The sequence below is a fragment of the Chryseobacterium sp. Leaf201 genome (assembly GCF_001421435.1).
Lineage (GTDB): Bacteria > Bacteroidota > Bacteroidia > Flavobacteriales > Weeksellaceae > Chryseobacterium.
On the sequence record NZ_LMKA01000099.1, the window covers coordinates 1 to 22354 of the forward strand.

17 protein-coding genes are annotated in these 22354 nt (G+C 38.4%); 14 read left to right on the plus strand and 3 right to left on the minus strand.

Features of this window, described 5'->3' with window-relative positions:
* Positions 1 to 246 precede the first annotated feature (246 nt).
* On the minus strand, positions 247 to 1095 hold the full coding sequence (gene panC, locus ASE55_RS15055; protein WP_056221379.1) for a pantoate--beta-alanine ligase: 849 nt from the start codon (positions 1093 to 1095) through the stop codon (positions 247 to 249).
* Positions 1096 to 1275: 180 nt separating this feature from the next.
* On the opposite strand from panC, the gene ASE55_RS15060 reads away from it, so the two are divergent.
* The 9 genes from ASE55_RS15060 to ASE55_RS15100 all read left to right on the plus strand — a co-directional run bounded on the left by ASE55_RS15060 (position 1276) and on the right by ASE55_RS15100 (position 11916).
* Positions 1276 to 2046, plus strand: a complete 771-nt coding sequence (locus ASE55_RS15060) for a glycogen/starch synthase (RefSeq protein WP_056221382.1) — start codon at positions 1276 to 1278, stop codon at positions 2044 to 2046.
* A gap of 15 nt (positions 2047 to 2061) precedes the next feature.
* Positions 2062 to 3651 carry a DUF4270 family protein gene (locus tag ASE55_RS15065; RefSeq protein WP_056221384.1) on the plus strand — a complete coding sequence of 530 codons (1590 nt, stop codon included), beginning with the start codon at positions 2062 to 2064 and terminating at the stop codon, positions 3649 to 3651.
* A 27-nt stretch (positions 3652 to 3678) separates the two neighbouring features.
* Entirely contained in the window at positions 3679 to 5532 is a 1854-nt protein-coding gene (gene glmS / locus ASE55_RS15070) for a glutamine--fructose-6-phosphate transaminase (isomerizing) (protein WP_056221388.1), read from the plus strand.
* 108 nt (positions 5533 to 5640) lie between these two features.
* Complete coding sequence (gldK, locus tag ASE55_RS15075) at positions 5641 to 7059, plus strand: gliding motility lipoprotein GldK (protein ID WP_056221391.1); 1419 nt, start codon at positions 5641 to 5643, stop codon at positions 7057 to 7059.
* A gap of 58 nt (positions 7060 to 7117) precedes the next feature.
* Positions 7118 to 7807 (plus strand): gliding motility protein GldL, encoded by a 690-nt coding sequence (gene gldL, locus ASE55_RS15080; protein ID WP_056221394.1) that lies wholly within the window; start codon positions 7118 to 7120, stop codon positions 7805 to 7807.
* Positions 7808 to 7862: 55 nt separating this feature from the next.
* Positions 7863 to 9452: a GldM family protein gene (locus tag ASE55_RS15085; protein WP_056221398.1), complete on the plus strand. Its 1590-nt coding sequence runs from the start codon at positions 7863 to 7865 to the stop codon at positions 9450 to 9452.
* Between the two features lie 16 nt (positions 9453 to 9468).
* Positions 9469 to 10407 carry a gliding motility protein GldN gene (gldN, locus tag ASE55_RS15090; protein WP_056221401.1) on the plus strand — a complete coding sequence of 313 codons (939 nt, stop codon included), beginning with the start codon at positions 9469 to 9471 and terminating at the stop codon, positions 10405 to 10407.
* A 54-nt stretch (positions 10408 to 10461) separates the two neighbouring features.
* A complete protein-coding gene (locus ASE55_RS15095; RefSeq protein ID WP_056221403.1) occupies positions 10462 to 11496 on the plus strand; it encodes an NAD(P)/FAD-dependent oxidoreductase in 1035 nt (344 codons plus the stop codon).
* 159 nt (positions 11497 to 11655) lie between these two features.
* Positions 11656 to 11916, plus strand: a complete 261-nt coding sequence (locus ASE55_RS15100; protein WP_056221405.1) for a SemiSWEET transporter — start codon at positions 11656 to 11658, stop codon at positions 11914 to 11916.
* Between the two features lie 71 nt (positions 11917 to 11987).
* Here the strand turns inward: ASE55_RS15100 and ASE55_RS15105 are convergent, their stop codons facing one another.
* Complete coding sequence (locus ASE55_RS15105) at positions 11988 to 12428, minus strand: META domain-containing protein (RefSeq protein WP_238585064.1); 441 nt, start codon at positions 12426 to 12428, stop codon at positions 11988 to 11990.
* A 34-nt stretch (positions 12429 to 12462) separates the two neighbouring features.
* Positions 12463 to 12858: a hypothetical protein gene (locus ASE55_RS15110; protein WP_056221408.1), complete on the minus strand. Its 396-nt coding sequence runs from the start codon at positions 12856 to 12858 to the stop codon at positions 12463 to 12465.
* 526 nt (positions 12859 to 13384) lie between these two features.
* Here ASE55_RS15110 and ASE55_RS15115 point away from each other — a divergent pair.
* The 5 genes from ASE55_RS15115 to ASE55_RS15135 all read left to right on the plus strand — a co-directional run bounded on the left by ASE55_RS15115 (position 13385) and on the right by ASE55_RS15135 (position 21982).
* Entirely contained in the window at positions 13385 to 13777 is a 393-nt protein-coding gene (locus tag ASE55_RS15115) for a hypothetical protein (RefSeq protein WP_056221411.1), read from the plus strand.
* 148 nt (positions 13778 to 13925) lie between these two features.
* On the plus strand, positions 13926 to 15005 hold the full coding sequence (locus ASE55_RS15120) for an efflux RND transporter periplasmic adaptor subunit (protein WP_056221423.1): 1080 nt from the start codon (positions 13926 to 13928) through the stop codon (positions 15003 to 15005).
* Between the two features lie 6 nt (positions 15006 to 15011).
* Positions 15012 to 18206: an efflux RND transporter permease subunit gene (locus tag ASE55_RS15125; protein ID WP_056221414.1), complete on the plus strand. Its 3195-nt coding sequence runs from the start codon at positions 15012 to 15014 to the stop codon at positions 18204 to 18206.
* Positions 18193 to 19635, plus strand: coding sequence for a TolC family protein (locus ASE55_RS15130; RefSeq protein WP_056221426.1), 1443 nt, complete (start codon positions 18193 to 18195; stop codon positions 19633 to 19635). The genes ASE55_RS15125 and ASE55_RS15130 overlap by 14 nt, the downstream gene beginning before the upstream one ends.
* A gap of 643 nt (positions 19636 to 20278) precedes the next feature.
* Complete coding sequence (locus ASE55_RS15135) at positions 20279 to 21982, plus strand: helix-turn-helix domain-containing protein (RefSeq protein ID WP_056221417.1); 1704 nt, start codon at positions 20279 to 20281, stop codon at positions 21980 to 21982.
* Positions 21983 to 22354: the final 372 nt, after the last annotated feature.

A 22354-nucleotide genomic window follows, 5' to 3' on the forward strand; every position in this document is an offset into this window, starting at 1 on the left:
TCAAGAGTTCAGGTAAAAATAATTTGAGGAGTTCGGCATCGTTTAACATTCCTCAAAATTATCAATATTTCTTTTTCTCCCCAAGTTTTGAGATTGATCCTTTTTAATTTTCATGTAAAAGCAATAAAGATGCCGGGATATATGGCTTTATGAATCTTTGAAGCATTCAGGTAACCTTTGTAGTCTGCAATAAAAAAGCGTTACTGAAAAAAGCAACGCCCGTTAAGTTCTAAGTGTATTATTTATTTAATCCAGATGCATATTATCAATTAACCTCACTCCGTCTACCATTACGACGATAAATGCCCTGAAGTTCCGGCCCTTATAGAAGAAATCTGTTTCTTTCAGTGTTTTTTCGTCTGCAATTAAAAAGTATTCAAGCTGCATGCCTCTCTGGTGGTCAAAAATATCCTGAACCCTTTCCTTAATTTCAGAAACAGTAACAATCCTGAACCAGTCATTTACCTTTTTCAATGTTTCAAAGATCACTTTGGAAGCCTCTCTGCGATCCTGAAGCAGTCTTTGGTTTCTGGAACTTAAGGCCAGTCCGTTTTCCGCCCGGAAAATAGAAACACCTTTGATTTTAACCGGAATTTTTTTCTTTTCAACCATTTTTTTAATAATAGCCAGCTGCTGAAAGTCTTTTTCGCCAAAATAGGCACTGTCCGGCTTTACCTGTCTGAAAAGTTCTTCCACTACCGTTCCGACCCCGTCAAAATGGCCGGGTCTTGATTTTCCTTCCATTTCATTTTCAAGTCCGTCAAATTCATAATGCACGCTTTCTGTTTTTTCAGGATAAATATCTGATACTTCAGGAATATATACGGCATCTACCAGGCCTGACTTCTCAAGAATCGAAATATCCCGGTTGACGTCCCTCGGGTACTTTTCCAGGTCTTCTGCATTATTAAACTGAGTGGGATTGACAAAAATTGATGAAACCACAAGGTCATTCTCTTTTCTGGCTTCCGTATAAAGGGATAAATGGCCGTTATGAAGGGCGCCCATTGTAGGGGCAAAACCTATCTTCTTACCCATTTCTTTCTGTCTTTCAATGAAATCCTGAAGAACTTTTTTACTTTTTAGAACTTCCATAGCTTATTTAAATCGTAATTCAAAAATAGTAAAAATATCATATAATTATGATAGAATTAACGCTGTATTACTAATACCAAGATGGGAATTATCGTAAAAAAATGTTAATTAAATTAATGTTGGATGTTTTTTCGTAATTTTGCACATTAAAGCATTTTTACAAAAATTAGATAGAAGTTTATGCCGAATCAAAAAATACTGTACATTACTACAGAGATGTATCCATATCAGGAAGATACCAATATGGCTGCAGTGGTAAATAAAATGGCACTTAAGATGCACAACGAAGGCAATGATGTAAGAGTTTTTATGCCAAGATTTGGACAGATAAGTGAAAGAAAATTCCAGCTGCATGAGGTAATCCGCCTTTCGGGAATGAATATTATCATTAACGATCTGGATCAGCCCCTAATTATCAAAGTAGCGTCTCTTCCGGGAGAAAGGCTTCAGGTGTACTTTATCGACAATGAAGAATACTTCAAAAGAAAACAATATTATTTTGATGACGAGGGTAAGGCTTTTGACGATAATGACGAAAGAGCTATTTTCTTCGCGAGAGGAGTGATAGAGACCATTAAAAAACTGAACTGGGTGCCGGATGTTATCCATCTGAATGGCTGGATGGCTTCTTTTGTCCCTATTTATTTAAAAACATATTACGAATCTGATACGTATTTCAAAGACGCTAAAATTGTACTTTCATTATATAATGAAAAAGATGCGGCGCTGGATCAGAATATCGCGGCAAAACTTAAGTTTGACAATATTTCAGGCTTAAAAGCGTTAGAAAACCCAAGTGTGAAGACTTTTGTGGCAGACAGCATGAACTATGTGGACATGGTAGTAAAAGGAGATGAATTTCTGGATGAAGATTTAGATAAAGCCTTTAATGAAACCGCCACTCCGAAGTCGGAATACCTTGATGTGAATTCAATCAATCAACTTTATTAAAACATATTATTTTTAATGATTCATACGATTAAAAAAGCGGTCACCGTATTTTCTATGGTGATTTTTGGAAGTGCACTGCTTTACAATTGCGAGCCGGATGCCGATACGCTTGGTGAGCAGCTGTTTTTGGACGATGCTGCACAGGGTAAGGAAGCGTCTTTCGACGTTATTGCTTTTAATATTGATAATAATAACAGCATCAGAAGTGATGCTGCTAAATTAGGACTGGCCACTTTAGGAGCATTCTCCGAAGGACAGTTCGGTCTGCAGAAAGCATCATATCTTACCCAGTTGAGGTTATCTACCTATGACCCGGATTTTGGGACAAATGCAGTAGTGGATTCTGTAGTTTTGGTGATGAAGCCCACATATGCTTCGGATTCTGTTACTACAAATACTCTGGATGATAATTATACTTATAGCACAACTACGGAGGCTAATGTAAGTGCTAAAAAAGTAGTGAACACGTATCCGGTCCTGAAATTCGGGAAAGCGAAAAGAACATTTAATATCAATGTAAATGAAGTTACTGAATTTTTAAAAAGTCCTTCAGATACAGTTAAATCAAATCAGACTTTTGCATATGATGCTGCTAAAATTTTAGGTTCAAAAGAATTTAAAGGAAAGGTCAGTTCAATTACAATTACAAAAGATGGTGACGGAAGTGCATTATTCACGGCTTCCACTCCGGGAATCAGAATCCCGTTGGACAAAACATTCTTCCAGGATAAAATTATCGCTAAAAAAGACCAGCCTGAACTTCAGGATGCATCCAATTTTATCAGACATATCAAAGGGCTTAGAATTTCTGTAACAGAAAATGACGGATATTTATTTCAGTTTTCACCAAATGATATGGAGCTGATCATGTACTACAAATATGACAAAACAGAAAACGGAGTAACAACCAAAACTCCTGCAACCTATGCTTTTGCTTTAGGTTCTGCCAATACACATATTGGCCAGTATCAATATGACAGAGCAGGATCTGTATTAGGGACAGCTGCTATCGGTGACGACTCTAACGGTGATGAAAAATTATTTGCTCAGGGAATGGGCGGGCCTTCAATTGGCATAAAGTTTCCGGAATCTACTATAGCAGACCTTAAAAAACTATATGAGGAAAACAAAGCTGCCATCATCAGTGCTAAAATCAGACTTTATACGGATGCCAGCTGGAGTAGCGGTTATGCCAAACCGACAGCTTTTACTTTCTTAAGAAAATATTCCAATTCAGACAAACCGGGAAAAATATTAACCAATTTTACCGATGATGTATTGAATTTAGCTGGATCAAATGGTTATACAATTTATAAAGCGTATGATTTAGATAAAAACCCTGCTTATTATGATTTTATTGTTACCAAATCTTTGAAAGATATTGTAGAGCCAAAACCAAGCACAGAAACGGAAACGGGAATAAAAAGTTCCACAAAATATTTCAGAATCGATATGGGAGCCTTCCAGACTAATTCTGCAGGTACCGGTTTAGCAGGATATGAATTTACAACCACTTCTTATAATACAAGCAGAGCCGTATTTGTAGGGTCAAAAACCAGTGACGCAAACAAAGCAACACTTAGAGTCATTTACGGTACAAAATAAATTTTTTAAAAAAACACTTGATCAATTATGTGTGGAATCGTTGGATATACAGGTTTTCAGGACGCTTACGATATAGTAATTAACGGTCTCAGAAGACTGGAATACAGAGGGTATGACAGTGCCGGGATTGTTCTTGAAGGCAAAAATAATAAACTGGAGGTTGAAAAGACCAAAGGAAAAGTAGATGACCTGGTTAGTATTTCCGGAAATTTAAAAGGAACGGCTAATATTGGGATGGGTCATACCCGCTGGGCTACCCATGGTGTCCCGAGTGACAGGAATTCACATCCGCATTTATCCAATAATAATAAACTGGCATTGGTGCATAACGGTATTATTGAAAATTATGATACCATTAAAACGATGCTGACGGAAAAAGGATTTACCTTTAAATCTGAAACCGATACGGAAGTTTTAGTCAATCTTATCCAGTATTTTATGGAGCTGACTACTGAAACGGATTTCCCGACTGCCGTAAGATATGCGCTTAATGAAGTGTATGGTGCTTATGCCATTACAGTGATGCACGAAGATTATCCGGGCATACTGGTCGTGGGAAGGTTAGGTTCTCCATTAGCAATCGGAATCGGGGATAAAGAGTATTTTATCGCTTCCGATGCTTCGCCTTTTGTGGAATTCACAAAGGAAGCAATTTATCTGGAAGAAGGACATATGGCAACCATTTCACTGGAAAACGGAGTGGACATCAGAACCATTATTGAAAATTCTAAAATTGAGCCTGAAATTCAGAAGCTTAAAGTAAGTCTTGAACAGATCGAAAAAGGCGGGTACGAACATTTTATGTTGAAAGAAATTTTCGAACAGCCAAAATCAATACATGATACCATGAGAGGGCGACTGCTTGTAGAAGAAGGGATCATCAAAATGGCCGGAATCTGGGATTATATCGAGAAATTCAAGAATGCAAACAGGATCATCATCATTGCCTGCGGAACATCATGGCATGCAGGCCTTATAGGGGAATACCTGATTGAGGAATATGCGAGAATTCCGGTTGAAGTGGAGTATGCTTCAGAATTCAGATATAGAAACCCGATCATAACCGATAAAGATGTAGTGATTGCAATTTCCCAGTCCGGAGAAACGGCAGATACCATGGCTGCACTGAAGCTGGCTAAAGAAAGGGGGGCATTTATCTACGGAATCTGTAATGTGGTAGATTCTTCAATTGCCCGGATTACAGACGCCGGTTCCTATACCCATGCCGGTCCTGAAATTGGGGTGGCTTCTACAAAAGCCTTTACTGCACAGCTTACTATTCTTACTTTAATTGCCTTTAAACTGGGGAAACATAACGGAAACCTTGGGAATGCTGAATTCATGAGCCTGATTGCTGAACTTGATGCAATTCCTAAAAGAATTGAAGATGTTCTGGCTTCTACACATGACCTGGTAAAGGAAATTGCCAAAGATTTTATCGATACAACCAACTTCCTGTATTTGGGAAGAGGCTATAATTACCCAGCCGCTCTGGAAGGAGCCTTGAAATTAAAAGAGATTTCTTATATTCATGCTGAAGGGTATCCGGCTGCAGAAATGAAACATGGCCCGATTGCTTTAATTGATGAAAATATGCCGATTGTTATCATTGCTCCGAAGAAAGGGCATTATGATAAAATTGTAAGTAACGTGCAGGAAATCAAGGCCAGAAAAGGGAAGGTAATTGCAGTGGTTAATAAGGGAGATACACAGGTAAGTGCAATGGCAGATTATGTTATTGAGATCCCTGAAACCTCAGAATGTTTCTCACCGATTGTAGCGTCGGTACCGTTACAGCTTCTTGCATACTATATCGCGGTATACAGGGGAGCAAATGTGGACCAGCCGAGGAACCTGGCAAAATCTGTAACGGTAGAATAAAAATTATGGACAAATAAAATAAATTTAGATTTCTTCCGTTATTTCAAAAAAAATCTTAAAAGTTTCTTAAAAAAATTATATATTTACGGCTTAATTATAAAAATTAACATGAAAAGGATATTTCTTTTATTATTGTCTGCGTCGGTAGCATCGGTATCTTGTTCAGGTGGGGGATCTTCTTCTGTCGGAAAACCCGGAACAAAAGGAGAATTGATACCTAGAGAAAAAACAAAATCATTTGTTGCAGAAAGGCCATACGGAATGGTGGCAATTCCTGCAGGATCTTTTGTTGCAGGTTTAACTGATCAGGATTTTACCAGCAGTCCTGAAAAAGCTCAAGCAAAAACCGTTACTGTTTCCTCTTTCTTCATGGATGAAGCAGAAACTACAAATGCAGAATACAGGGTATTTATCAATTATGTAAGAGATTCTATTGCAAGAACTTTACTTGCTGAGGCTGCCGGAGAAGGCGGAGAAGGTAAAGGAAGAGGGACAAACATCGGAGACTATGCATACCTTGCCCAGAAAGAAGAAAATTTAACACCTTATCAGGAATATCTTGAAGCTCAGGGAGGCGGAGAAGAAACCACTTTCGATCCTACCAAAAAAATCGACTGGAAAGTTCCATTGCACTGGAATACCTCTAAATATCCTGATGTAGAATACGCAGAAGTTTTAGAATCTATGTATCTTCCGGCTTCTTCAAGAGTAAGCAATGAAAGAATACTTGACGTTAGTAAACTTAAATATACGTACAGATGGGGAGATATGGATGCTGCTTTAGCAGATAGAGAAAGAGGAGTAAACTATCTTAGAAGTGAAAGCATCGCAATCTATCCGGATACAACAGTTTGGGTAAAAGATTTCCACTTTGCCTATAACGAACCATTGTTCGAGCAGTATTTCTGGCATAAAGCATACAAAGACTATCCTGTAGTTGGAGTAACCTGGGACCAGGCAAGAGCATACTGTAACTTCAGATCCAAACTTAAATCTGATTATAACGAAAGCTTAAAAAGAAGAAAACAAAGACCGTTGATCTTCAGACTTCCTACGGAAATCGAATGGGAATATGCTGCAAGAGGCGGAATGGAAAATGCTACTTACCCTTGGGGAGGTCCTTATTTAATGGATGACAGAGGTTGCTACCTGGCAAACTTCAAACCTAAGAGAGGTAACTATATGGAAGACGACAAAAAAGGTACTTATACATATACAGCTCCGGTAAAAAAATTCAAGAAAAACGGATTTGGTTTATTTGATATGGCCGGAAACGTTTCTGAATGGACAGAATCTGCGTACAACAACTCTTCATACGGGTTCTCATCTACTTTAAACCCTTCTACTAAAGACAGAACTGATGATAAAAGATCAGTAAGAGGAGGATCTTGGAAAGATGTAGGTTATATGTTGATGACCGGTGCCAGAGATTGGGAAAGAAAAGATTCAGCGAGAAGCTATATCGGATTCAGAACAGTACAGGACATTCCTGAAGCTGCTGTTAAGCCAAGAAGAGTTAACAGATAATTATCATACCATTACTTTCAACAACAATTTAATTTAACACTTAAAAAAACTAACTTATATGTTTAAGACTAAAGATGCTTGGATGAACTTCTTTTATTCATTCGGTGCTGCAATTGTAATTCTTGGAGCTTGGCTTAAAATTACTCACATTACCTTAGGGCCTATTAATGGTAACATCGCCCTTACTGTGGGACTTATCACAGAAGCAATCATCTTCATCATTTTCGCCTTTGACCCGCCAAAATCAGAAGAGTCTTATGCGTGGGAAAATGTATATCCTGAATTATTGGATAAGCATGCAAACCCAAACCCATTGCATTCAAATACGTCTAAGAATGTTTCCGCTCAGTTTGCTGAAATGGAAAACTCACTTTCAAACAAATTAGACAAAATGCTTGCCGATGCCAAACTTGATGTTCAGTTATTTGACAGATTAAGAACAGGGATCGATAAATTTTCAAACTCAGTTGATCAGATTAACCAGACGGTTGACGTATCAGCATCTACTCACAAATATAACGAGCAATTAAACAAAGCGGCTCAGCATATGGAAAGCATGAATGCTTTGTATGCAATGCAGCTGGAAAACGGACAGAGACAGTCTGAATTTGCTAAAAAGTATGTGCAGGATATGCAGAAGTCTGCTGAACATTCAGAAAAATTCAACCAAGAATTACAAGGTTTAACATCAAACTTAAATAATTTAAATAGAGTTTATGGTGGTATGCTAACTGCTATGAAATCTTAATTCCTAAACCATTTCTAAAATTTAACTACTTAATTAAACAAACAAAGAAAAGAGAATGGCACAAGGAAAACAGACCCCTCGTCAGAAGATGATCAACCTGATGTATTTGGTGTTCATCGCAATGATGGCCCTAAATATTGATGCAGAAATCATCAGATCATATTATGATTCTACTAAAGCACTTAATGAGACCAGAACTTTAACAGAGAGAAAGAACGAAAAGATTTTCGAGAAAACTCTTGAAGCTAAAGCTCAGCAGGTACCGGATACTTACGCTCAGCCTTGGGCACAGTATCAGGTTTTAAGGGATAAAATTAACTTATTGGTAGGATCAGCTCAGACAATTAAAGATCAGCTTAAAAAGAAATCTGAATTTCACGAAAAAGATCAAGCCGGAAAGGATATTGATGTAAGCGAAAATTTTGCCGCATTGAATAATAATGAAGCAACAACAGAATATTTCTTCAAAGAAGGAGACGAAAATACACCTTCAAAAGGTGCTTTGGATTTAAAAGCGAAAATTGACGATGTAAGAAATTATATCAATTCAACTTTCGGTAATAATCCTCAGTTAAAAGATCTAGTAGAAAGAGCTAACAAATCTTTAATTGCGGAATATCCTAAAGGAAAATCTCCTAACGATAAAACGTGGTTCCAGAATAAATTCTACCACCAGCCGTTAATTGCTGCTATATCCAATCTTGAGATCATTCAGAATGATGCAAGAAATGTGCAGTCTGATGCATTGGCATTAATGCTTCAGGAAAAGGTAGATGCAAGTATTAAGTTTACAAGTTATGAAGCAATTGTTTCTGCACCTGTAGATGTAGTATCCGGTAAGCCGGCTGAAGCTGTAATCATGTTAGGAAATTATTCTAACAGCAACAAGATTTCCATGTCCGGCGTAAGCAGACAGGAAAACGGAAAAGGATATGCTTCACTTAATACAAGCGGAATAGGAGAACGTACGTTAAGCGGAAATATTACTTTGACAGATGCAACAGGTAAGGCACAAAACTTCCCGTTCACGCATACGTATAATGTAATTGCAGGTCCTCAGGAAGTAAAACTTCAGAAAGGATTATTGCTTTCTGCAGATAAGATGAATGTAATGTATAGAGGTCTTGATAACCCTGTTACAGGTTCTATCTTAGGTGCTGATAATGCAAAACTTTCATTATCTGCTCCGGGAGCCACTGTGAAAAGTACAGGAGCTGGTAAATGGGATGTTAGACCTGGATCCGGAAATGTTCTGAAAATTACATTATCAGGAACAGATCCTTACGGGAAATCTATTTCTCAGGTATTTGAGTACAGAATTAAAAATGTACCGCCGCCACAAGGACAGATCAGAGGTAAAAATATTTTACCGATGCCTGCAACATCTGTAGAGAATCAGTCATTATCTGCTGTAATTCCAGACTTTGACTTCCCGGTATCATTTAATGTTACTTCGTTCATGGTGAGAGTACCTGGCAGAGCAGCATTACAGATTCAGGGTAATTCATTACAGGGTGCGGCAGGAATGTTAAGAAATCTGAGACCTGGAGACGGTGTATATATCTTTGATATCAAAGCAACCGCTACCGGATTAGGAGACCAGAGAATTGGAAATATCTCACCTGTATTAATTAATATCCAATAAAATTAATTAGAACATTATGAAAAAATATATTAGCAGTTTTTTAGTATTGGTTTCGGGCTTCATGTTTTCCCAGACTATCCTGAATGCTTCCTCTCCGGAAGAATTCAGAAAAATGAGAGCTGAAAACAAAATGAAAGTAGGAGATACGGTTATCGATAAAAAAGTAAAACCTTTGGAATATGGTTTTGTTGATGACAAAGACATCCTGAAAAGCATGTTTGTTTGGGAAGTGATTGATATGAACGATAAAATCAATCAGCCTTTCTACTATAATAATCCTGATGGATTATTATCTACAGAAACAAAATCTCTGTATAAACTTTTACTTGATGGCGCCATGAATGGTGAAATCAATGAAGTTTATGATGACGAAAATTTTGTCACAAGACTTACGCCTCAGCAAATCAAAGACAGATTGGTAAGTGTACGTGTTGATGATGAAGCGGTAAATATCTTAAACAGTGGACGACAGTTAACTGAACAGGAGAAAAAAGAGCTTACTGACGTATATGAAACGACTACTGATAAAGTAAGAGTTTTAAAAATGTTCGGTATGTGGTTCATCGACAAAAGAGACGGACAGTTAAAATACAGACCTTTAGGAATTGCTGCAATGGGTCCTGACCCGCAGATGATTGGTAGAGTAGGACCTGATGGTCAGCCTATCGAAGGAGCTGGTGATCTAATTGATCTTTTCTGGGTATATTATCCTAATGCAAGAGATGTTTTAGCAAACAATTATGTTTACAACAGAAAAAATACCTCTGCAGATTTATCTTTTGATGATTTGATCAATGCAAGAAGATTCTCTTCAGTTATTTTTAAATCTTCTGCAGGATTAGGTGACGGAGTTATTAAGGACTACATCCCGAGAGATTCTGAAGAACAGATTGAAGAAAGCGACAGAATTAAGGCGCAGATCCTTCAAATGGAAAATGATATGTGGAATTACTAGATTTCACTTGATAATTATAGAAAACCTGAGTATTTTTACTCAGGTTTTTTTATTATGGAGAATGTAGAATATATTATCGTAGGAGACGGATACGCAGCACTTTTTTCTGCCCACCAGCTGATCAGGAATAACAAATCATTTGTTGTATTTTCAGAAGGAAAGAAAAGCGCTTCTCAGGTTTCTGCGGGTATCATCAACCCTGTAGTTCTTAAAAAGTTTACCACTTTCTGGAAGGCACAGGAGCAGATTGATTTCCTGAAACAATCGGTAAAAGAGATTGAAGAATATACCGGAGAAAATTATCTGATTGATGCCCCCATCCACAGGATCTTCCATGACGAAAACGAACAGCAGCTATGGCATAAAAAATCGGAAAAAGATGAACTTATTCATTTTTTAGATAAAAATTTTGATCATTTAGACACGGTAAAAAACGACTTTCATACCGGAAAGGTAAATCAGTCGGCGAGACTAAAAGTTAGCGCGTTTTTCGCAGGTTTATTCAATTTTTTAGATAACTGGAACCTGATTGTTAAAGAAAAATTCGATTATGCTGAAGTCGATGTCCAGAATTCGATTTACAAGAATTACAAATTTAAAAATATCATCTTTTGTGAAGGAATTGGTGTAAAGGAAAACCCGTTCTTTTCAGATATTCCCCTGCAGCCGAATAAAGGGCACAATATCAAAGTGAAACTTTCCAAAGCAATTCCGGAGAACATAACCATCAAAAAGAAACATTTCCTGTTTCCGGTAGAAAACAGGTTGTATTTTTATGGCGGCACCTATGACAGGGAGCAGCTTCATGATGATATTGATGAGTCAGCCGTGGAACAGTTAAAAAATGGACTGGCTGAATTTTATCCTCATGATTTTGAAATTAAAGAAATAAATCTGGGATTCAGGCCAACCGTAAAAGACCGCAGGCCTATTGTAGGAAGACATCCTGAACATCAGAACCTGTATGTATTCAATGGCCTGGGTGCCCGAGGAATCCTGAACGGATGCTACTTTTCTAAAAGTCTGTATGATTTTATAGAACATAGTATTCCTCTGCATGAAGAAGTTTCCCTGGAAAGGTTTCTGTAAATCTTATAATTGAAAATCCGGAATTTTTGGTCTTATACCATGAATTCCAAAACAGAAAATATTTCTGTAATCAGCCCGGAAAATTATATAACAACAATGACAATCATACTCAATACTGTAAAAAATTCCTTATCTTGAGGTAAAGAATAAAAAAAGCGTATGGACGAAAATGTATTGGGAATTGTAGCAGGGGTTCTTACTTCGGTATCAATGATCCCGCAGCTTATAAAAGTAATCAAAAGTAAAAATGCCGAAGATCTCTCGTGGGTCATGATTATGGTCCTTATTTCAGGGCTTTCATTATGGGTATGGTACGGATTCATACAGAATGAACTTCCGATCATCGTTTCAAACGCTTTTGCAGTGCTGGTCAATATAACCCTGCTGATCTGCTGTATCATGTATAAAAAGAAATCTTAGCCTATTAAACAGGGAGCACTCCTGCGGAATACAGAAGTGCTCTCATTTATAGTGATGTGTTTATTATTCGGCTACCTGATAACGAATTTAGCCAGAGGGGCCATTCTCGCTTTGTTAAGCGTAAGGGTATTTCCGTTTACAGAATAATTGTCTGCCATAAGCAAGGCATTCACAAAAGCTTTTTCCGTTTCAAGATCATCACAGGCAATCATGGTAGACATTCCCTGGTTGAATTTAATCCGCATTGCACTTGGCTTCAGCTCAAAAGTTCCGCTTACACCGTTGCATCCTCCGTTTCCTGTATACCGCATGTCAGCTGTATTAAGCTTAAAATACGGATTGGTACCGGGATTTTTAAGTTGAATAGGCTGGCCATTAATCTCAGTCAGTTTCCATGTTTTACCCGTAATATCAGCACTTGCAGCTGCATTAGAATTTGCAGGTTTGCTCATGCATGAAGCAAGGAATAATAAGGTTAAGAATGAATAGCAGAAAAGCATTGTCTTTTTCATAAAATATCAGATATTATTTATTGTTAAACAATCATCAGTAAGAAGCCATTTTGGTTCCTGCTGAAGATGATTTGTTTTTTTTATGGTGGAACATTACCATGTTGTAGCCTTTTCTCAGGAATGTAATATCCCCTTTGATATTGGAATACTGATACTCTGCATCAGCTGCAGTATATTCCGGTAACTCATCATTTTTTTTAAGCTCGTATGATTTCCCGTTTAAATGGACCGTAATGGTATTTTGGGTTTCATTAACGGCTACTTCCAGCTGGTCACCATATTCATCGGTATAAACATCCTTTACAATTTTATCGGCATCAGCCTGAGTTGCGGTTACATTTTGTAAGTCGATATTCTCTTCCTTTGCCGGATGCTTACAGGCTATCGCTGTAAAAAATATAATAATAAAAAAAGGTAATAATTTTTTCATAATATGTGATTTGAAATTGGTGTATTGTGAAGTATTATAATCCTATAAATTTACGCTTATTATTTAAACAATCTGTTAATTTTACATAAATTAATTAAAAATTATTAATCATATTAACATTAAATCATAAAATCAGTGGAAATAATACATAAAAGGTTTAAATTTTTAGTAATTCATTGAAGTTTTTGTTATTGAATTACTATTGAATATCCTATGAACAGAGAAATATCAAATAGCAATAAGTCAATTCAATGAAAGTCCGTTTTATGATTTATTAACATTTTTTTTATTAATTTCAACGCTTGCTTTAATAGCAAATTTAATACCAAAGAATAAATTTTCTTAAATTGCATATCGTAACTTTTTGATTTATAGAATTTTATTCGATAAATTATAGCATGTTATTTGAATGTCCATCTACAATTCAGTTAATTTAAAGGAGTGTTAAATACCGTTAATAAAATTTATAAACTGTTCGGTTCAGTTGAAAGGTATTCTTACTTAAGGCTACATTTGCAGTACCAAGATGAGAAATTACATAACCTATTTTTTGACAGCGCTTTTTCTGCTTTTCGTAGTGGAAAGTAAGATCAATGTCAGAACTTTGCAAAGCAGTTATAATTCTCATACCTCCCAAAATTTACCGAAAAAAGCCAACCGCTTAAACCAGACTTACGAAAAACAGACCATTCGCCAGGCACCGGATGATGCAGGAAATAATTACTCTGTGGAACTTGCCGAAGACGATTTTCAGTTTTCGGATACCCTGCAGGCAGTTGTGGTATTTGCCAGTGTTTTCAGCCTGGCTTATATTTTTGGATTAAAAAGCTTCAAAAAATTAAAGCCTACTACTCACGGCTTTTTATCAGGGTTTTCTACCGTAAAAAGATTCATTCTGATCCGTTCTATCAGAATTTAAATTCCATTTTTCACTGTTATTTCCTGCTGATTATTGATGTCGGCAGAGAATATCCTGCGTTGTGTCTGCCGGTAATCTGCACACCGTAATATACCCATTGCCATTTCCTATTAAAACATTAACGATTTATATAAACTCTGTAATTATGATGAAAAGAGTTGTCGCAGGCATTGCCTTAAGCAGTCTTATGTTGCTCAGTTGCAACAGGAAAAAAGAAGAAAAAGAAGAAGTGTCAGTGTATCCCGTAACCTCTCCGCTGGTGATGGATACGGTAATTGACAAAGAGTATGTAGCCCAGATTCAATCGGTAAAAAATATCGAAGTCCGGGCTCAGGAAAAAGGTTTTCTGGAGAAAATCTTTGTAGACGAGGGCCAGTTTGTGCATCAGGGGCAGACCCTGTTCAGAATTATGCCTAAGCTATACCAGGCAGAACTGTTAAAAGCGCAGGCGGAGGTAGCACAGGCTACCATTGAGCTGAAAAACGCAAGTACGTTAGCAAGTAACAATATTGTTTCTAAAAACGAAAGGTCAATGGCTAAGGCTAAGCTGGATGCAGCCAATGCAGAAGCCAAGCTCGCTCAGATCCATTTGTCGTTTACAGACATTAAAGCCCCTTTTTCAGGAATTATTAACAGGATTCCTCTGAAACTGGGAAGTTTAATTGATGAAGGTGACCTACTCACTTCACTTTCAGACAATACCAATATGTACAGTTATTTCAATGTTTCAGAGCCTGAATACTTAAGTTATCAGATGCACGCCGCAGACCGGGGCAGCAGCGAAGTAAGCCTGGTGATGGCCAACGGGGAAGTACTTCCTGAAAAAGGTCAGATCCAGACCATTGAAGGGGAATTTGACAACGAAACCGGAAATATCGCCTTCAGGGCAAAATTCCCGAATCCCAATAAATTATTGAGAAACGGCGAAACCGGAAAAGTAAGAATGACATTGCCACTGAAAAATGCGTTGATCATTCCTCAGAAAGCTACCTATGAAATCCAGGACCAGAAATATGTTTTCGTCGTTGATAAAAACGGGGTGGCAAGGTCTAAAAATATTAAAGTAGCCTATGAGCTTCCGGATGTTTACGTAATAGCATCAGGACTTTCAACCGGAGACAAAATATTATTGGAAGGGGTGCAAAAAGTGAAAGACGATCAGAAGGTGCAGACGAAATTCCAGGATCCGAAAAAAGTTCTTCAGTCATTGAAATTAAAAGCAGAGTAGAGCAGTATGTTTAAGAAATTCATTCGCAGACCTGTTCTGTCTATCGTAATCTCACTGATTATCGTATTTATGGGAGTGCTGTCCCTGATGAAATTACCGGTTACTCAATTTCCGTCTATTTCTCCACCCAAAGTAAACATCACCGCAGAATATCCCGGAGCCAACAATGAACTGTTGATCAAGTCCGTGGTAATACCATTGGAAAGAGGGTTGAATGGAGTGCCGGGAATGAAATACATGACTTCCGATGCCGGAAACGACGGGGAAGCATCCATTCAGGTGGTTTTTGATTTGGGAACTGACCCGAACGTAGCAGCAGTTAATGTTCAGAACCGTGTTTCATCAGTGGTAAATAAACTTCCGCCATTAGTAGTTCGTGAAGGGGTGAAAATTACCCGTGAAGAGCCTAATATGCTGATGTATATCAACTTGTACAGTGATGATCCCAAAGCTGACCAGAAATTCCTTTTCAACTATGCCGATATCAATGTGATGTCTGAACTGAGAAGGGTAAGCGGGGTAGGCTTTGCCGATATCCTGGGAACAAGGGAATATGCAATGCGGGTCTGGCTGAAACCGGACCGGTTAACAGCGTACAGCATTTCAGCAGATGAAGTAATGGAAGCTTTAAATGCTCAAAGTCTGGAAGCCTCTCCCGGGAAAACAGGGGAAAGTTCGGGAAAAAGATCGCAGTCATTTGAATATATTTTAAAATATCCGGGCCGTTTCAATAATGAAAAAGATTATGGGAATATTATCCTTAAAGCCAAAACAGACGGAGAATTTGTAAGGCTTAAAGATGTGGCGGATATCGAATTCGGTTCTTCCATGTATGATATTTATTCTACTTTGAATGGAAAGCCTTCAGCAGCAATCACAGTAAAACAATCGTACGGTTCCAATGCAAGCGATGTTATCAAAAATGTAAAATCTTTGATGGCAGAACTGCAGAAAACAAGTTTCCCGAAAGGAATGCATTACGACATCAGTTATGACGTTTCAAGATTCCTGGATGCATCCATTGAAAAGGTAATTCACACGTTATTTGAAGCATTTATCTTGGTGGCAATCGTAGTTTTCCTTTTCCTGGGAGACTGGCGTTCAACACTGATTCCGGCAATTGCAGTTCCGGTTTCACTGGTGGGAACTTTCGCGATCATGTCCGCATTTGGAATTACGTTAAATATGATTTCACTCTTTGCCCTGGTGATGGCAATCGGGGTTGTGGTCGATGATGCAATTGTGGTTATTGAAGCCGTCCACGCCAAGATGGAAGAAAAAGGACTTTCTCCGTTGAAAGCAACAGAAGAAGCCATGCACGAAATCAGCGGAGCAATTATCGCAATCACGTTGGTAATGGCATCCGTGTTCATTCCTATTGCCTTCATGTCCGGTCCGGTTGGGGTATTTTACCGTCAGTTTTCCATTACCATGGCTTCGGCAATTATCCTTTCAGGGGTAGTAGCCTTAACATTAACGCCTGCTTTATGTGCCTTAATATTGAAAAACAACCACGGAAAAGCTAAAAAGAGAACTCCAATTACGATTTTCCTGGATAAATTCAATAACGTATTTACAAAAGGAGCCGGGAAATATGAGAAACTGCTGACGAAAACCGTAAAGAAGAAAACATTTACCCTTCCTTTATTATTGGCATTTTGTGCCTGTACTTTCTTCTTAAGCAACTCACTGCCTTCAGGATTTATTCCTGCGGAAGATCAGGGGATGATCTATGCAATTATCCAGACGCCTCCGGGCTCTACTCTGGAAAGAACGAACCAGATTGCCAAAGAATTATTAAGAGAATCTGAAGATATCGATGGGGTTCAATCCGTTTCTTCACTGGCGGGTTATGAAATCCTGACTGAAGGTACGGGATCCAACTCAGGAACCTGTCTGATTAATCTTAAAAGCTGGGATGAACGCTCAGAATCAGCCTCGGAAATTATTGAGAAGCTTGAAGAAAAGGCTAAGAATATTCCGGGTGCCAATATAGAATTCTTCCAGCCGCCGTCAATTCCGGGATATGGTGCGGCCGGTGGTTTTGAGCTTCGGCTGTTGGATAAAGCAGGAAGCGGCGATTATCAGAAAATGGAAAAAGTGAGCAATGATTTTGTGAACGAACTGAAGAAGCGTCCCGAATTAGGTTCAGCGTTTACCTTCTATTCCGCAAGTTTCCCGCAATATATGCTGAAGATTGATAATGATCTGGCCGAACAGAAAGGGGTGACGATCGAAAAAGCAATGGATAATTTATCCACGCTGATCGGTTCGAATTATGAAACCAGTTTCATCCGTTTTGACCGTCCGTATAAAGTGATTGTCCAGGCCGGCCCGCAATACCGTGCACTGCCATCGGATTTATTGAAACTGTATGTGAAAAATGACAAAGACCAGATGGTTCCGTATTCAGATTTCATGCATTTAGAAAAAGTGTATGGATTATCCGAGATTACTCGGCATAATATGTACAATTCTGCCGAGGTAAGCGGAACGCCTGCACCGGGTTACAGTTCCGGACAGGCAATTGCAGCTATTAAAGAAGTAGCGGATAAAACATTGCCAAGAGGTTTCGGGATCGACTGGGCAGGGATTTCAAAAGATGAAGTGAGCCGTGGAAATGAAGCCATATTTATTTTCCTGGTATGTTTAGGATTTGTATATCTGATTCTTGCTGCGCAGTATGAAAGTTTCATTCTTCCGTTACCGGTTATCTTATCATTGCCTACGGGTATTTTCGGTGCATTCTTATGCCTGAAATTACTGGGACTGGAAAACAATATTTATGCTCAGGTAGCAATGGTTATGCTGATTGGCCTCTTGGGTAAAAATGCCGTGCTGATAGTGGAATTTGCCGTACAGAAGAAAGCGGAGGAAGGTATTCCGGTGGCACAGGCTGCCATTGAAGGAGCGGCCATCCGTTTCCGTCCGATTCTGATGACCTCATTTGCATTTATTGCCGGCCTGATTCCGTTGGTAATGGCAACAGGGCCGGGAGCAATCGGTAACCGGACCATCGGTACAGCCGCCGCAGGCGGAATGCTGATCGGGACAATTTTCGGACTGATGATTATCCCGGGATTGTATTATATCTTCGGAACCCTTGCGGAAAAATCCAAACTGGCGAGATATGAAGAGGAAAACCCTTTAACTGAACAGACAGAACCTTATCAACACGATGATAAACATGAAGATTTATAATAAATATATAGCAGCCATTGCTTTATCGCTTGTTTTAGCAGGCTGTAAGGCCCCTATGGCAACCGTTGTAAAAGATGAGGTGAAAGAAAACGTGCCTCAGAATTTTAATCAGGAAGAACAGGCAGATGCCAATACCAACAGCGGAACAACGCCCTGGAGGCAGTTTTTTACAGATCCGAACCTGGTCGCTTTAATTGAGACCTCATTAAAGAACAACCAGGAACTGATGATTACGCTGCAGGATATTGAAATTGCACGGAGCGGTGTTCTGGCAAAAAAAGGAAGACTGACTCCTGCCGTTTCCGCAGGAATCGGTGCCGGAGTGAAAAAAGCAGGCCGTTATACCAGTGAAGGAGCCGGCGATGCCACCACAGACATCGAGCCCGGCAGGGAAATTCCTGACCCGCTGGGAAATTTTGAAGGCGGCTTAACCGCAAACTGGGAAATCGATATCTGGAAAAAGCTGAGGACAGAAAAAGAATCGGCGGTCGCCCATTACCTTTCTACAGTGGAAGGGAAGAATTTCGTCCTGTCCAATTTGATTGAAGAAGTAGCGGATAATTATTATGAACTGCTGGCGCTGGACAATCAGCTGGATATTATTCAGCAGTATATCAAGCTTCAGCAGAGGGCACTGGAAATCTCAAAAATTCAGAAAGAAGCTGCGGCCGCTACTGAACTGGCTGTAAAAAAGTTTGAGGCTGAACTGGCAAAATCCAAAGCAACGGAATACACCATCCGGCAGGAAATTACCGAAAAGGAAAACCAGATCAATGCCCTATGCGGACGTTATCCGCAGCCGATTATAAGATCAAAGGAAAGCTTTATGTCAACCATTCCGCAAACCGTTTATACCGGAATTCCGTCTCAGTTACTGGCAAACCGTCCGGATATCAAGCAGGCAGAATTGGAGTTAAAAGCATCAAAGCTGGATGTTGAAGCGGCAAGAAAAGAGTTTTATCCTTCACTGGAAATTTCTGCAACCCTGGGACTGGAAGCTTTTAAGCCTTCTTATCTGGTAAAGCTGCCGGAATCAATGGCTGCAAGCTTAGCGGGGGAACTGGCAGGTCCGCTGATCAACAAAAGCGCAATCAAGGCCAATTTCCAGACGGCAGACGCAAGACAGATCCAGGCGCTGTATGAATACGATAAAACCATTCTGAATGCTTATCTGGATGTGGCCAACCTGATGTCTAAAATTAAAAATATAGACCAATATTATCAGTTAAAGTCTCAGGAAACGAAGTCGTTGGAACAATCAATCGATATTGCGAACCAGCTGTTCCGGAATTCAAGGGCAGATTATCTGGAGGTCCTTCTGAACCAGAGGGATGCTCTGGATGCCAAAATGGAACTGGTGGAAGCAAAACAAAAACAGCTGAGTACAGTTGTTGATATTTATAAAAGCTTAGGCGGAGGCTGGAAGTGATTATAAATCCTTAATGTTTTAAAAAGAAAAGAGGCTGCCCGTAAGGAACAGTCTCTTTTCGATTAAAACTGAAAACTTTAATAAAAACAGGTCATGAAAACCCTTTTCTCAAGTACCTCCATAAATGTAATGCAGGTATGCAATTTAGTTCTGATGGTTATTAATTTTAAAAGGCGTTAGTTTTTATTTTGCATTGATTTCTGAAAAAGCAGCCTTCCCTAAAGAAGTAAATTTCCTGTTAAAGAAGGCGGCAGGATATATGATCGAATCATCATGTTTTTTGAGTGGTTGTTAGTTTTTACCCTTTGGTCTGATTACTGATTTTGCGATGAGGTTTTTATTGTGGTTTTCTCGTTAGTGTTTCCTGCTTTACAAAATTATATCCGTTTATAAATTTCTGTACTGCTGAATCCTGAGTCCAAAATTATCACCTGAGATCGGAATATAAAAATGGTTGTTGTCTTTATTTATAAATTATGACGTCCTAATTCAGGAATAAGGCAAGTGTAATGTATTGACAGCCAGATCGTATTTTTGTAAAATAGAAATAATTCTATTCTGTTCATTAATTCATTATTCATTGAGAAAACAAGGGTGATTTTGCGTATTTTTGACCCTATTATTCATGGAATAACTCATTAAGGTGATTAAAAAATTATTTTTTATATTTTTTACAGGATGTTTTAAGCTTTTTCTTGCTCAGCAGTCAGATACTGAACTCGATCAGCTGAGGACTAAGTACGAAAATTTTGAAGAAAATGATGTAAGGGCATTTCCCTTTATCCAGCCGTATATCAATAAAGCAAAGAAGGAGAAGAACTATGCAAAACTGGTTCAGGGATATAAAGACGGGGTATTTTACACTTCCGAAAATAAAGATAAACTGATATATGCCGACAGTACGGTCTGGGCTGCAAACCTGTCCCGTGATAAAGATCTCATGATCATTGGCCACATTGAAAAAGGAGTGGTGTATTATTACCATTATAAAAAATTCCAGCTTGCTCTCAACGAATACCTTAAAGCCTATGAATACTCAAAAAACACCAGCAACGAATTTTTAAAATATCAGAATCTCTATCATATCGGGGTCGTAAAAAGTTATCTTGGATATTATGAGGAAGCGGCTGAAGTATTTACAAGATGTATCGTTTACTACAGGGAAAAAATTAAGACTATTATTAAGTCTCATCCGAATGAAATTTACAATAACAAAAGAGCATATCTAAACAGTCTTCATCAATTGATTATCTGTTACCGGCACCTCGGCAAACATAAAGAAGCAGATGCCACGATACGGAAGGGGCTTTCTGAAGCCGGGAATGATCCTGATTATACTCAGGAAAAAGGATACTTTCTTCTGTCCAAAGGAATTTCCGAATATAGAGATAAGCGATACCGGCAGGCTTTAATGTACCTGAATCAGTCTTTGCCCTCAATGAAAAACAGCAGGGATTTTGCAAGGCTGTCGGTTAATTATTTTTATATCGGTAAAAGTTATCAGGAACTGAAAGACACACATGAATCGATCATTTATTTCCAGAAGATCGATTCTATATTCAACGAATATCAGTTTATTCTTCCTGAACTCAGGGAAAACTATGAAATACTGATTGATTACAGCAAAAAGCATAAAGACCAGACGCAGCAGCTGTATTATACCAATCAGCTTCTGAAGGCGGACAGCATCATATCAAAAGATTTCAGTTACCTGTCGCCGAAAATTCATAAAGATTACGATACCCGGACATTGGTAGATGAGAAAAATAAGCTGCAGAAAATCAATTATCTGGTAACCGTAATCATCATTGTTTTGATTATCTGGGCGGTCGGACTCATTATCTTATTTGCCAAAAGACACAGAAAAGCCAAAGAAATTAAGCAGAAATACATTTTTCTTGAAGAGAAATTCATGAAAAACCAGGATGTTCCCAAGGAAGAGATCATTCCTGTTGAAGAAAAAAGGAACCTTCTGCACGAAAGTAAAGTGGAAGAGCTTCTGTCTAAGCTGCAGATCTTTGAAGATAAAAAAGGGTTTATCCAGAAAGGCCTTACCATCAGCAAACTGGCATCGCAGCTGGGAACCAATTCCAACTACCTTTCACAGGTCATCAACGAGCATAAAGGCGTTAATTTCAATAAATACCTGAGCCAGCTGAGGATTAATTACATTACCCTTTTACTGTTCGAAAACAGGCAGTACCTCAAATACAACATCGAAACCCTTGCAAAAGAATGCGGCATGGCGTCCCGACAGAACTTCTCTGATCTTTTCTTTGAAATCAACGGCATCCGCCCGACGGATTTTATCAAGAACAGGATGCAGGAGATGGAGGAAAAGGAGTAACTATACTAATACTAGCATTTGTTTATTGTTGTATACAATAGAAAGGACAGCAGAATTAATTTTCATTAATAAGTGATAAATATTATTACTTCTGTGAGATAATTATTTTATATAAATTTGTGCTCTTAATCTTAAAGCAATACACTTGTTTGGTACAATACTTTGTGTAACGTGATATTTTTGAGATGATGTAATAAATTTAAAGGCTTTAAAAATACTTACTTTAAATATGGCATTGCAAAAATCCATAGAAAATGATCATAAAATCAGGCCTCATGCGTATCTTATGTAATAGTATGAGCAGTTTGAAATGAACTGTTCTAATATAATATTATAATTTCCTTAATCAATATTTATACAGTTTAATAATTA

Coding starts and splice junctions, on each gene's coding strand:
- ASE55_RS15105 (WP_238585064.1), bottom strand. CDS start 12,428: ATGAAAAAGACAATGCTTTTCTGCTATTCATTCTTAACCTTATTATTC.
- ASE55_RS15085 (WP_056221398.1), top strand. CDS start 7,863: ATGGCACAAGGAAAACAGACCCCTCGTCAGAAGATGATCAACCTGATG.
- panC (WP_056221379.1), bottom strand. CDS start 1,095: ATGGAAGTTCTAAAAAGTAAAAAAGTTCTTCAGGATTTCATTGAAAGA.
- ASE55_RS15115 (WP_056221411.1), top strand. CDS start 13,385: ATGAGAAATTACATAACCTATTTTTTGACAGCGCTTTTTCTGCTTTTC.
- ASE55_RS15130 (WP_056221426.1), top strand. CDS start 18,193: ATGAAGATTTATAATAAATATATAGCAGCCATTGCTTTATCGCTTGTT.
- gldN (WP_056221401.1), top strand. CDS start 9,469: ATGAAAAAATATATTAGCAGTTTTTTAGTATTGGTTTCGGGCTTCATG.
- gldL (WP_056221394.1), top strand. CDS start 7,118: ATGTTTAAGACTAAAGATGCTTGGATGAACTTCTTTTATTCATTCGGT.
- glmS (WP_056221388.1), top strand. CDS start 3,679: ATGTGTGGAATCGTTGGATATACAGGTTTTCAGGACGCTTACGATATA.
- ASE55_RS15125 (WP_056221414.1), top strand. CDS start 15,012: ATGTTTAAGAAATTCATTCGCAGACCTGTTCTGTCTATCGTAATCTCA.
- ASE55_RS15110 (WP_056221408.1), bottom strand. CDS start 12,858: ATGAAAAAATTATTACCTTTTTTTATTATTATATTTTTTACAGCGATA.
- ASE55_RS15060 (WP_056221382.1), top strand. CDS start 1,276: ATGCCGAATCAAAAAATACTGTACATTACTACAGAGATGTATCCATAT.
- ASE55_RS15065 (WP_056221384.1), top strand. CDS start 2,062: ATGATTCATACGATTAAAAAAGCGGTCACCGTATTTTCTATGGTGATT.
- ASE55_RS15120 (WP_056221423.1), top strand. CDS start 13,926: ATGAAAAGAGTTGTCGCAGGCATTGCCTTAAGCAGTCTTATGTTGCTC.
- gldK (WP_056221391.1), top strand. CDS start 5,641: ATGAAAAGGATATTTCTTTTATTATTGTCTGCGTCGGTAGCATCGGTA.
- ASE55_RS15095 (WP_056221403.1), top strand. CDS start 10,462: ATGGAGAATGTAGAATATATTATCGTAGGAGACGGATACGCAGCACTT.
- ASE55_RS15100 (WP_056221405.1), top strand. CDS start 11,656: ATGGACGAAAATGTATTGGGAATTGTAGCAGGGGTTCTTACTTCGGTA.